The 12092-nt window shown below is 57.4% G+C and carries 11 protein-coding genes; 4 read left to right on the forward strand and 7 right to left on the reverse strand.

Features of this window, described 5'->3' with window-relative positions; all coding sequences use genetic code 11:
* Positions 1 to 66: 66 nt before the first annotated feature.
* On the reverse strand, positions 67 to 900 hold the full coding sequence (locus FEZ62_RS12175) for an SDR family NAD(P)-dependent oxidoreductase (RefSeq protein WP_172927810.1): 834 nt from the start codon (positions 898 to 900) through the stop codon (positions 67 to 69).
* Positions 901 to 1410: 510 nt separating this feature from the next.
* Between FEZ62_RS12175 and FEZ62_RS20925 the strand changes: the two genes are divergently transcribed.
* The 3 genes from FEZ62_RS20925 (at position 1411) to FEZ62_RS12185 (ending at position 2982) form a co-directional block, all read left to right on the forward strand.
* Positions 1411 to 1716 carry a hypothetical protein gene (locus FEZ62_RS20925; protein ID WP_178115933.1) on the forward strand — a complete coding sequence of 102 codons (306 nt, stop codon included), beginning with the start codon at positions 1411 to 1413 and terminating at the stop codon, positions 1714 to 1716.
* A complete protein-coding gene (locus tag FEZ62_RS20930; protein WP_345940443.1) occupies positions 1707 to 1838 on the forward strand; it encodes a hypothetical protein in 132 nt (43 codons plus the stop codon). The genes FEZ62_RS20925 and FEZ62_RS20930 overlap by 10 nt, the downstream gene beginning before the upstream one ends.
* A gap of 388 nt (positions 1839 to 2226) precedes the next feature.
* On the forward strand, positions 2227 to 2982 hold the full coding sequence (locus tag FEZ62_RS12185; RefSeq protein ID WP_090512856.1) for a FadR/GntR family transcriptional regulator: 756 nt from the start codon (positions 2227 to 2229) through the stop codon (positions 2980 to 2982).
* 71 nt (positions 2983 to 3053) lie between these two features.
* On the opposite strand, the gene FEZ62_RS12190 is transcribed toward FEZ62_RS12185, so the two are convergent.
* The 6 genes from FEZ62_RS12190 to FEZ62_RS12215 form a co-directional block, all read right to left on the reverse strand.
* The gene (locus FEZ62_RS12190) at positions 3054 to 4487 is read right to left on the reverse strand and encodes an FAD-binding oxidoreductase (protein WP_172927811.1); all 1434 of its coding nucleotides are present in this window, start codon (positions 4485 to 4487) and stop codon (positions 3054 to 3056) included.
* A 63-nt stretch (positions 4488 to 4550) separates the two neighbouring features.
* Positions 4551 to 5708 (reverse strand): mandelate racemase/muconate lactonizing enzyme family protein, encoded by a 1158-nt coding sequence (locus FEZ62_RS12195; protein WP_150548593.1) that lies wholly within the window; start codon positions 5706 to 5708, stop codon positions 4551 to 4553.
* A gap of 120 nt (positions 5709 to 5828) precedes the next feature.
* Positions 5829 to 7349: a tripartite tricarboxylate transporter permease gene (locus FEZ62_RS12200; protein WP_069900416.1), complete on the reverse strand. Its 1521-nt coding sequence runs from the start codon at positions 7347 to 7349 to the stop codon at positions 5829 to 5831.
* Positions 7350 to 7358: 9 nt separating this feature from the next.
* Complete coding sequence (locus FEZ62_RS12205) at positions 7359 to 7832, reverse strand: tripartite tricarboxylate transporter TctB family protein (RefSeq protein WP_150548594.1); 474 nt, start codon at positions 7830 to 7832, stop codon at positions 7359 to 7361.
* A gap of 74 nt (positions 7833 to 7906) precedes the next feature.
* Complete coding sequence (locus tag FEZ62_RS12210; protein ID WP_069900414.1) at positions 7907 to 8878, reverse strand: tripartite tricarboxylate transporter substrate binding protein; 972 nt, start codon at positions 8876 to 8878, stop codon at positions 7907 to 7909.
* A gap of 98 nt (positions 8879 to 8976) precedes the next feature.
* Complete coding sequence (locus tag FEZ62_RS12215; protein ID WP_242454948.1) at positions 8977 to 10374, reverse strand: enolase C-terminal domain-like protein; 1398 nt, start codon at positions 10372 to 10374, stop codon at positions 8977 to 8979.
* A 537-nt stretch (positions 10375 to 10911) separates the two neighbouring features.
* Between FEZ62_RS12215 and kdgD the strand changes: the two genes are divergently transcribed.
* Positions 10912 to 11823, forward strand: a complete 912-nt coding sequence (gene kdgD / locus FEZ62_RS12220) for a 5-dehydro-4-deoxyglucarate dehydratase (RefSeq protein ID WP_172927812.1) — start codon at positions 10912 to 10914, stop codon at positions 11821 to 11823.
* Positions 11824 to 12092 lie beyond the last annotated feature (269 nt).

The following is a 12092-nucleotide window of genomic DNA, read 5'->3' on the forward strand; positions in this document are numbered from 1 at the left end:
CAAGCGCAGCCGAGATTCCGGCCATTTGGTGAATTCCGGCACTGCGTAGCAGCGCCGGCGAAAGCCCTATTTAAGGCTTAAGGCCTGATCTTCAGCAATCGCTTTAGCCAGATTTATATCCATTGTTCGGCGAAACAGTCCAGAAGCCTTGCGTGCGACAGCGCGCAGAATTTTTGCCCGAAACCCCGGGGTGATCATGAATTCACGCGAGCGGAGGCCTTTCATGATGCCGCTCACGGCTTCATCAACCGTAAGAACGCCGGCGATTTCATTGAGCCGTTTGGTGACATTGCTGCCGTGTTCACGCTCATAGGTCAGCAGCGGCGTGGAGATTTCGCCTGGGCAGATAACCGAGACATCAATTCCTTTGAGTTTCTGCTCAAGGCGCAACACTTCAGCTAAGCCAACTACGCCGTGTTTCGAGGCTACATATGCCGCTTGCGTGTAAGTGCCAACAATCCCGGCTAATGAGGCGACCAGCACCAGATGGCTGCCGCTGTGCATATGACGCAGTGCGCTGGCGGCAAAGTTGCGACTGCCCAGCAGGTTGATCCGCACCACCTGTTCGAACGTCTCGTAAGGCATTTCAGTGAACACGCCAGTGCGCAGAATACCGGCCGAATTGAGGGCGAGATCGGCGGCGCCCAACGTCTGGGCGGCTTCATCCATAGCTGCATCAACCGCTTGGGGATCGGTAATATCCACCACGTACACTTCGACTTTTTGGCTGGCCCTGCATTGTTTACGCAGTTGTCGCAACACTTCGTCGTCGAACTTGAGATCGAATAGCGCCACGCTGCAACCTTCCTCAAGTAGCTCGTTGGCGATGTTCAAACCGATGCCGCTTCCACCGCCGGATATATAGGCCACCTTGGGGGTTCCGAACGTCCAGTTACGCATATATTTTCCTTTCTTGTTATGGGCGAATAACGCTTGGCAGCCTCTGGTTTAAACGCTTTATGCGTGTTGGCCGAGGTGCTCGCGTATTGCAAACCAGTGCATTTGTGCCTGCGGCTCATAGGTTAGATCCGCCGTATTGATGTGGGCTTTGCAAACTGCGCCTAAAACTTGACCTTTCACGAAATGCGAATCCCCCCGCGTACGCGCTGAGGTCACTATTGACGCGGCCTGCAGAAACTTCGTTAGTCAGGTATGCATTCACCACCACTGGTCTAATTCCGGTGCGTTTGCGGCAAATGTTGCAATATTTAAGTAACCAGCCCGAGGGCCTCAAGGCTCCCTCGGCTTGGCTTGCGCTCGTTACATCATTAATGAGGTGCGTATTCATGAACCTGAACAAGAAAGTATTGGCTCTATCAGCCTGCGCATTGCTGGTGGGCGCGGCAGCCATTGCCCCGTTAAGCATGACTGGTTACTCAACTGCCTATGCAAAGGAGGGCGGTAGCGGCGGTGGAGGCGGCGGAAGCGGTGGTGGAGGTCACGGAGGAAGTGGCAGTGGAGGCGGCGGAAGTGGTGGCGGAGGCCACGGAGGAAGTGGCAGTGGAGGCGGCGGAAGCGGTGGCGGAGGCCACGGAGGGAGTGGCAGTGGAGGCGGCGGAAGTGGTGGCGGAGGTCATGGAGGAAACGACAGTGGCCATGATGGTGGTGGTCATCATTCCGGGCATGAGGCCGGTGATGACCATGGCAATCACTCTGAAGCCGGAGATGACCACGGCAACCACAGCGAGGCCGGTGACGATCACGGCATGCATGTAGGCGACGATCGCGGCATGCACGTTGGTGACGACCGTGGTATGCACGCCGCAGGAGAAGTCGGCGATGACCGTGGACTACATGCGGCCGGTGAGCCAGGCGATGATCGCGGAGGCAATCGTTAATTGCCCGCACATAAGATAACAGGCCTCATTCGCAGGTTTATGCGATGAATCCAGCCCCGAGAGTGCGCAGCGGATATCTGCGCAAACCGGGGTTTTAATTAGCTGCTTCAAGTTGTTGCCGCAGGGCCGGGGATAGCGGTTAGGTTATTACTCGGTCTGGCCTCTGGCAGATGATCGACCTGCGCAGAAACCACTTCTATCGTCTGATATCGTAATCACCTGTGAATATGGCATCTTTGCAGTATTGCCCGTCTTTATTGCCCTGTAGCTGATTCGTATTACGCAGAATGTCCTTTATTTATAATAAATGATGCCTTTTTAATGATGTCATCGTACGACTGCTGCGATATGCTTAACCCCACAATTAATGTTGAGAATATAAGCCGTTATGGATACTCAGACTCCGCCGCCGCGTACTCGTCGCAAGCATCGCAGTCTTGCGCAAGAGCTGGTTGCCGAACTCTCCGAGCAGATTCGTGAGGGTCTGATCAAGCGTGGCGACAAGTTGCCTACCGAGTCGGCGATCATGGAGGCTCAGGGCGTGAGTCGCACAGTTGTGCGCGAAGCCTTGTCACGCCTGCAGGCGGCCGGTCTGGTTGAAACCCGCCACGGTATCGGCACTTTCGTGCTCGACACCCCCAGCCCCAGCGGTTTCCGCATTGATCCGGCGACTATCGTCACCTTGCGTGAAGTGCTGGCGGTGCTTGAGTTTCGTATCAGCCTTGAGGTCGAGTCAGCCGGTCTTGCTGCGCAGCGCCGCAGTGACGAGCAGCTCAAAGGAATGCGCGAAGCGCTCGATGCGCTGGAAGATGCCACCTCACAGACCGGTGACGCTGTCGCTTCGGACTTCAAGTTTCATTTACTGATATCTGAGGCCACCGGTAATCGCTACTTCACCGATATCATGATGCACTTGGGCACCAGTATTATTCCGCGTACCCGCGTCAATTCGGCGAGCATTGCCCATGATGATCAGGCGCATTACATGGCGCGTCTGGGTCGTGAGCATGAGCAGATTTATGAGTCGATTGCCCGTCAGGACCCGGAAGCAGCACGCGCCGCCATGCGTTTGCACCTCACCAACAGCCGCGAACGTCTGCGTCAGGCCCACGAAGCGGCCGAAGCCGAAGCCCTGAACGCCTGATTTCTCCATACGCAAAGCCAGCAGACAGCGCGTGAGCATTTGCCGTCGCAGATGCTCACGCGCATGAGCGGCTATTGTTCGGCGGCAAATACTTTGCCCGGGTTCATTAGCCCGGTTGGGTCCAGCGTGCGTTTGATCGCACGCATCAGTTCGATTTCCAGCGGGTCCTTGAAACGCACCGCCGCAGCTGGCTTTGACTGCCCCAGGCCATGCTCGGCGCTGATGCTGCCGTTAAACTCGCCGGTCTTCTGATAAATGATATCCATGATCGCCAGCTCGTTGGCCTTGAATGCAACATCGTCGGCGCCCACCGGTTTGCTGATGTTGTAGTGCAGATTGCCGTCGCCAATGTGCCCGTACGAGACGATTCGCACGCCCGGGAACTTGGCTTGCAGGGCTTTATCCGTACGCTCGATAAACGCGGGTATCTGGCTCACCGGGACGCTGATGTCATGTTTGAGGCTCGGCCCTTCATGGTTCTGCGCCTCTGAAATGCCCTCGCGCAGGCCCCATAATGCGGCGGCTTGGCTGTCATTGCTGGCGATCACCGCATCGACCACCAAGCCTTGTTCAAATGCGTGACTGAGGCAGGTTTCAAGTAGCTCGGTGAGAGGCGCATCGCTGATCGTGTCGCGTAACTCGATCAGCGCATACCACGGTTGCTCGCTGGTCAGCGGGTCACGACAACCGGAGACATGGCTCAAGACAAACTCCAGGCTTTGCCGCGACATCATCTCGAAGCCGGTCAGGCGATCGGCGCAGACTCCGCGAATATGGCTGATTAGTTCGATCGCCGCTTCTGGAGAGGGCAGGGCAACCCAGGCAGTGGCCATGCTGTGGGTGGCGGGGAACAGCTTGAGTACAGCTGCGGTGATGATGCCGAGCGTGCCTTCCGAGCCGATAAACAGGTGCTTGAGGTCGTAGCCGGTGTTGTCTTTGCGAAGGCCGCGCAGGCCATTCCAGATTCGCCCGTCAGGCAGCACAACCTCTATGCCCAGGGTCAGTTCGCGCATATTGCCGTAACGCAGAACAGCGGTTCCGCCCGCATTGGTCGCGAGGTTGCCGCCCACTGTGCAACTGCCCTCGGCACCCAGCGACAACGGGAACAGACGCCCAGCTTCGCTGGCGGCTTGTTGCAACTGCTGCAGAATGACTCCGGCCTCGACCGTGATGGTCGCGTTGGCCGGGTCGATCTCGCGGATGCGCGTCATACGGGTGAGCGACAGCACCACTTGCTGGCCGGTTGCATCGGGGATCGAGCCGCCGCATAAACCGGTGTTCCCACCCTGCGGTACGAGTGCGACGTTTGCCTCATGGCACAGGCGCACCACCGCCGCGACCTCTTCGGTATTGGCCGGGCGGACGATCAATGCCGCATTGCCTGTGTAGGCGTTGCGCCAGTCGACCAGATAACTGTGCATGCGCTCGGGGTCTTGCACCAGTCCGGCGCTGCCGACGATGCTTTCGATACGGCGAATAAATTCGGGGCTTGTAGCGAGGCTCATCGCGGTCTCCTGTGCTGCCGGTTGCGCTTGGTACTGGCCGCCTGCAACCGGCAGGTGTGGGCGCTACGGGCGATTGCCCGCAGTGAATTCCTGTGCGGTCCAGCGTGCGCTCTGTTCACTCAGCGACAAGCCAAGGCCTGGCCGGGTTGGCACGAGCATGCGGCCATCACGGGTTTCCATGCGTTCGTTAAACAGCGGCTCAAGCCATTCGAAATGCTCGACCCAGGGCTCGCGGCTGTAGGTGGCCGCTAGGTGGATATGCAGTTCCATGGCGAAGTGCGGCGCAATCATCAGGCCGTTGTGTTCGGCCAGAGCCTGGACTTTCAGATAAGGCGTGATGCCGCCAATACGCGGCGCATCCGGCATCAGATAGTCGGCGCCACCCTGTTTGATGAACTCCCAGTGTTCGGCAACGCTGGTGAGCATTTCGCCAGTGGCGATTGGTGTGTCGAACTGCTGCGCGAGCATGGCGTGGCCTTGGGCGTCGTAGCAGTCGAGCGGCTCTTCAATCCAGATCAGGTTGTACTGTTCCAGTTGGCGGCACATGCGCTGGGCGGTTGGCCGGTCCCATTGCTGGTTGGCGTCGACCATCAACGGGAAGGCGTCGCCCAGGTGTTTGCGGATGCTGCTGACGCGGTGCAGATCCAGCGCCTGATCGGGCTGGCCGACTTTAAGCTTGATGCCGCCAATGCCTTTTTCGCGTGAGATATCGGTGTTGATCATTAACTGCTCGAGCGGGGTGTGCAGGAAGCCGCCCGAGGTGTTGTAGCACTGCACAGAATCGCGATGGGCACCGAGCAGGCGAGCCAGTGACAGGTTGGCGCGCTTGGCTTTGAGGTCCCAGAGGGCCACGTCGAAAGCGCCGATGGCTTGAGTTGCCAGGCCGCTGCGACCGACCGAAGCGCCCGCCCAGCACAGCTTGTCCCATAACTTGGCGATGTCGCTGGGGTTTTCTCCGATCAGTACCGGAGCGAGTTCCTTGGCATGGGCAAACTGGCCGGGGCCGCCTGCGCGTTTTGAATAGCTGAAGCCAAGGCCACGATGACCGTCTTTGGTTTCGATTTCGACCACCAGAATGGCGATCTCGGTCATCGGCTTCTGCCGGCCTGTGAGAACTTTGGCGTCACTGATGGGATTGGCGAGCGGCACAAATACCGAAGCGACGCGAACCCAGGCAATTTGATCATCATCACCAGACGTGTTGTTTTTCAGGTCTTGCATGCTGATTCTCCCGTGGATGTAGCGTTTTTAAGGGCAGCGTTGCCCGTGCTGTAACAACGTTGGGGCGTTGTCACAGCAGGGTTGGGGTGCAAATTGAAGAACTGCGCAGAGGTTGAGCGCTTAGCTGCTCATAAGCTGAGCAACGCCGTCTTTTTTGCCGCGCAGTGCAGTAACCAAATGCCAGGACACTGACAGCGCCGCGAGTGCCAGGAAGGCTGCGGAAATCGGGTTGCTGAGGAAGCCCATGAAGTTGCCGTCAGACAACATCAGGCCACGGCGCAAGTTGGTTTCGGCCATCGGTCCGAGGATGAAACCAATAATGAACGGGGCAATTGGCAGGCCGCCTTTGACGAATCCGTAGCCAAGCAAACCAAACAGCATCATCGCCCAGACATCGAAGACCCGGCTATTGAGGCCGAACGCACCGACCACGCAGAGCACCAGAATAATCGGCAGCAAGATGTGCTTGGGGATCGACAACAGCTTGATAAAGATGCGCAAGCCGAAGAATTCGAGAAACAACATCAACACCGAGGCCAGAAGCAGCGCCGCGAAAATGGTGTAGACCAAATCGCCCTGTGTAAGGAACAGCAACGGACCTGGCTGAATACCATGGATCATGAAACCGCCCAGCAGAATCGCCGTGGTGGTGTCACCCGGAATGCCCAGAGTCAGCAGCGGAATCATCGCGCCACCGATACCGGCATTGTTCGCCGTTTCACTGGCAACCACGCCTTCTGGTGCGCCTTTACCGAACATCTCCGGGGTTTTTGAACGTTTCTTGGCGGCGATGTACGAGACGATGTTCGAGGTGCCGGCGCCAATACCCGGCAAAATGCCGATGCCAACACCGATCAGGGCTGAACGCGTGGCGTTAGGGATCTGGAAGATGAATTCCTTGATCGAGAAACCGAAACCCTTGATGCCTTTCATGCTGATGTTCTGCGGCTTGGCGCGATCAGCCGAGCGGCCTTTTTCAGCAAACTTGAGCACCTCGGCCACGGCGAACATGCCGATCATCACCGTGAGCATGGCAAAGCCGCCGTTCAGGCTCGGGTGATCAAAGGTAAAGCGTCGTACGGCCTCAACCGGGGCGATGCCGACGGTTGAGAAAGCAAAGCCCAGCGCGCCTGCAAACAAGCCTTTTACCAGGGAGCCGGTGGACAGCGTGGCGATCAGCGTGAGCGAGAAAACGGCAATCGCGAAGTATTCGTGCGGGCCAAAACTCAGGGCAATATCGGCCAGCATTGGGGCAATGAACATCAGTGCACCAATACTGAAAATAGTCCCCAGAAACGAGAACACCACGCCAAGTCCCAGGGCTTTAACGCCCAGGCCCTGGCGCATCATTGGCGCGCCGTCGAAGGTGGTCGCAATCGATGAGGGCGTTCCCGGAATATTGAGCAATATCGCCGATATGAGTCCGCCAGAGGTTGCCCCGATAAACAGTGCAACCAACAGCGACAAGCCGGCAGCCGGGCCCATGGTATAGGTCAGCGGCAAGCACAAGGCGATGGCCATGGTGGCCGAAAGGCCGGGCACTGCACCGAAGACGATGCCGACGGCGACGCCCAGGGTGATCAGCACGAATATATAGGGCGAGAATACGGCGCCGAAGCCTTGTTGCAGGAGTTCAATCATCGCCGTCTCCTAGAAATTCAGTAAGCCTGCGGGCAGCAACAGATCGAAGCTCTCGCGGAACAGGAAGTAAATCGACGCACTCGACACCAGCGCGATACCGGCATACAGCAGGTGATTGGCTTTCTGATCGAGAGGGGTCAATACGAGGAACTGCACATACAGGTACAGGGCGGTCATGATCGGGAAACCAACGGTTTCCAGCAGGGCCACGTAGATGATGACCAAGGCGAAGCTTTTAATAACGGTGAGGTAATCAATCGACTCTTTTTCAACCGCTGCACCTGCGGTTGGCTTAGGCAGTTTTTTCCAGGCCAGCAGTTGCAGAACGCCCAGCAGACACAAAACGGCTGACAGGATGTAAGGCACGAAGGCTGAATCGACGAAGCCTCTTCTCGGCAATTGCAGGGTCATGAACAAGTAGCCCAGGCCGGCGCCGAGCATCGCCAGACCAATCAGCAACTCGTTTCTTTTGCAGGTATCCATGGTGGATCCTCTTTAATCGTCAGGACAGAGCAGCCGGGCGCTCACCATTCGGGCGCACCCGGCGTGTTGCGGGATTACTTGGTTTGACGCAGCTCATCCTTGAATTGCATGTACGTGTCGCGGCTCTTGCTCAGGATTGCCTTGGCTTCTTCGGTGCCGTAGTAGCTGACCGGTTGCTTGAAGGATTTTTTCAGTTCTTCGGCGTATTCCGGTTGCTCGGTGATCTGCTTCATCACGTCCGCCATTTTGGCGACGATTGCCGGGTCTGTGCCTTTCGGGAAGGCCACCACGTAAGGCTTGTCGATCACCAGATCAACACCCTGTTCCTTGAAGGTCTTGATGTCGCCGAGCAGGGCGTTGCGCTCTTCGTTTGGCTGGCCCAGTGCGCTCATCTTGCCGCTGGTCACGTAGTCTTGAACCGAGCCGTAGCTGATGGCGCCCAGATCGATACGCTTGCCGAGCAGGGCAACGATTTTTTCCGATACGGTACCGCTGTCGACCAGCTTCAGATCGGTGCCCGAAAGTTTCTCGAACATCAGACCTTGCAGGTGGGAAAAGCTGCCCATCTCTGTGCCGTAGGTGATGGTGTTGGGCTCAGCTTTGGCTTTAGTGATCAGCTGATCGAGGGTGTCGATACCCGAGCTTTTGCCCGATACAAACACCGCGCCTTTATCGACGCCGGCGATGCAGGAGATATCGAATGCGTCGTAGCTGTCTTCGCTCAAACCTGCCACTTCGTTAACAATCAGCTGGCCGGTGTGGGTGAACAGGATGGTGTTGCCGTCTGCGGCTGCACCTTTAACCTGTTCGGCTGCCAGCGTGCCACCACCGCCGGCGACGTTGGTCACGACCATCGACTTGCCGGTGACCTTGGTGAAGTACTTGGCCATCATCCGGGCGTTGAAATCGGTGTCACCGCCAGCATTGGCGATTACCACAACCTGCACTGGGCGAGTCGGCCAGTTTGCTGCATCAGCCGCAACAGCTGCGCCAGCAGTGAGCGAAAGAAAGGAGGCGATAAGGGAGGCGCACAGTGTTTTTTTCATTGTCATTCTCCAGAACTACAGCTTGGTTTTTTGTGTTTATTAGGTGTTTTCTTGCTCGTGCTAAATGTCACCGTGGAGCAGTGTTGCGTGAGCCTGATTCACAGGGCTGGCTCGCGGCCCAGGCTCGGTTTTTTCGGGTCGTACTGCCAGCCAGGCACCAGATAGCGCATGGCCATGGCGTCATCGCGGGCGCCGCTGGCGACTTGCTGATACAGCTCGTGCGCCTGCATGATCCGGTCGATATCGGGCTCGATACCGAGGCCGGGTTTCTGCGGAACACGCACTTCGCCGCCGACAATCTGCAGCGGCTCACGCGTCAGACGTTCCTGGCCTTCCTGCCATATCCAGTGGGTGTCGATTGCGCTGATACGGCCAGGTGCTGCGGCAGCGGCGTGGGTGAACATGGCCAGTGAAACATCGAAGTGATTGTTCGAATGTGAGCCCCAGGTCAGGCCGAATTCTTCGCACATCTGCGCGAGCCGAACCGAGCCTTGCAAGGTCCAGAAGTGCGGATCTGCCAGTGGAATGTCCACCGCCTCGAGGCGCAGCGAATGGCCCATCTGGCGCCAGTCTGTAGCGACCATGTTGGTTGCCGTCGGGATGCCGGTGGCACGCTTGAACTCAGCCATGATCTCGCGGCCGGAAAAACCATTTTCAGGCCCGCATGGGTCTTCGGCATACGCCAGAATATGGTTCTGGCCCTGACAAACCTCTATCGCCTCAGCCAATGACCAGGCGCCGTTCGGGTCGAGTGTTACGCGTGAGTCAGGGAAGCGCGCCTTGATTGCCGCTACAGCTTGCATCTCTTGCGCGCCACGCATCACGCCGCCTTTGAGCTTGAAGTCTTTAAAGCCATAGCGTGCGTGTGCGGCGCTGGCCAAATCGGCAATTGCCTGCGGTGTCAGAGCTTCCTGATGACGCAGGTGATACCAGCTGTGCTGGCTGTCATCGCCGCTCAGATAAGGTAAGTCGGTGCGGTTGCGATCACCGATGTAAAACAGATAGGCCAGCATCGGCACCGAATCACGCTGCTGACCGCTGCCGAGCAATTCGGCTACCGGCACACCAAGGTGCTGGCCGAGCAGGTCGAGCAGGGCGGCTTCTGCTGCTGTGATGACGTTGTCGAGGCGCAGATTGATTTCGTGCGGCTGCTTGAGCACAGCGGCTTCGGACTCAGACGTTACCTGATGCTGAGTGGTCTGCGGGCCGCTGCCGTCGCGTCCGGCAATACTGCGGCGCAGGCTGTTGAGAATGAAGTTGTAGCGTGCCACCGGCTGGCCAATAACCAGCGAGCGGCAGCGCTCCAGTGCCTGACGAATGCCCTCACCGCCAGGTACTTCACCGATGCCGGTACGCCCGTCGTTGTCGGTCAGCAGTACCAGATTACGGGTGAAATATGGGGCATGGGCGCCGCAGAGATTGAGCAGCATGCTGTCGTGTCCCGCTACAGGGATCACTTGCATGGTTCTGACGATAGGGCTTTTGCAATCACGCATGGCTGCCACTCCCCGCATGGAAAGGGAGGGCGCGGTTGCTAATCTGTGGCAGTTGATTGGCTGTAGCAAATGGGGCAGTGGCATCAGCTGAGAGGCTGGTGCGGGTCAACTTTACGCCGCACCGGATGCAGAGGTGCGGATGGGCCTGTGATGAAAATGGCATAGCAGGGCCTGTAATTCGATTGTTGTTCTTAGTGTTATACGTTGTCGTATGACTTGGCTCGATTATCAACATCTCGAAACCCGCTTGTCAACGATGCGATGTCATCGCAAGCAGGTATTTCATCGCCTGTAGCGTAAAGAGTGGATTGCTGTGGTTGTGAGTTTGGCTGAGGTTAAGTGGCTTAAGGCCGTCTATTTCATGCTTTTTAAGCAATATTTCGCAGACGTTCGTGTGCTGTAGCTATGCACGTTGCCGGCTACATATCAATTTACAAGACGACAGGTATGGTTTTATTTATAGTTGTACGATAACGTATGACTACAGCATGAGCTGAACTACTCCCATCACAACTCGCTTTTCAGGGTGTTCGAATAATGAATCCACAAGAACTGAAGTCCATCCTCTCTTCCGGTCTGTTGTCTTTCCCGGTGACCGACTTTGACGCTGCCGGCAATTTCCGTGCTGACACTTATGCGCGTCGTCTTGAGTGGCTGTCGCCATACGGCGCGTCTGCATTGTTTGCTGCAGGCGGCACCGGCGAGTTTTTCTCGCTGGCCCCTGATGAATACTCTGCTGTTATCAAGACAGCTGTTGATACCTGCGACGGCGGTGTGCCGATTCTGGCCGGTGTCGGCGGCCCGACCCGTCTGGCGATTCAGTACGCTCAGGAAGCCGAGCGTCTGGGTGCCAAAGGTTTGCTGCTGCTGCCGCACTACCTGACCGAAGCCAGTCAGGAAGGCGTTGCCGCTCACGTTGAAGCGGTGTGTAAGTCAGTGAAAATCGGCGTGGTGGTTTACAACCGCAACGTTTGCCGCCTGACTGCGCCGCTGCTGGAGCAGTTGGCTGAGCGTTGCCCGAACCTGATCGGTTACAAGGATGGCCTGGGTGATATCGAGTTGATGGTGTCGATCCGCCGTCGTCTCGGCGATCGCTTCACCTATCTGGGCGGCCTGCCGACTGCCGAAGTTTACGCCGCTGCTTATAAGGCATTGGGCGTACCTGTGTATTCGTCTGCAGTGTTCAACTTCATCCCGAAAACCGCGATGGATTTCTATCACGCAATCGCCCGTGAAGATCACGCCACCGTTGGCAAGATCATTGATGACTTCTTCCTGCCGTATCTGGATATCCGCAACCGCCGTGCAGGCTACGCGGTGAGCATCGTTAAGGCCGGCGCCAAAATCGCAGGCTTCGATGCTGGCCCGGTTCGCGCTCCGCTGACGGATCTGCTGCCTGAGGAATACGAGCAGCTGGCTGCTCTGATCGATGCCCAAGGCGCTCAGTAACACCCGTTGAGTTGCTTGTAATACCGCTGGGCTGTTCTGGCCCAGCGTCTTCAAGGCCGCCAAGGTCTGTCTTGCTGGTGCGATTTGATTCGCTGCGCGCTGTTTATCTCATCCAGGGTTTTGACGGGGCAGGGCTATCCGCTGTTGGTTGCGGGCGGCTTGCACTGCGACGCATGTCTTTGCGGCGTATACCTGAGCGACTCGCTTGGGTATCGCTCAGTGAATTTCGGGCATAAAAAAACCCGCCTCTAGGGCGGGTAAAGTGCTAC

It is taken from the genome of Pseudomonas sp. MS19 (genome assembly GCF_013277615.1).
Lineage (GTDB): Bacteria > Pseudomonadota > Gammaproteobacteria > Pseudomonadales > Pseudomonadaceae > Aquipseudomonas > Aquipseudomonas marincola.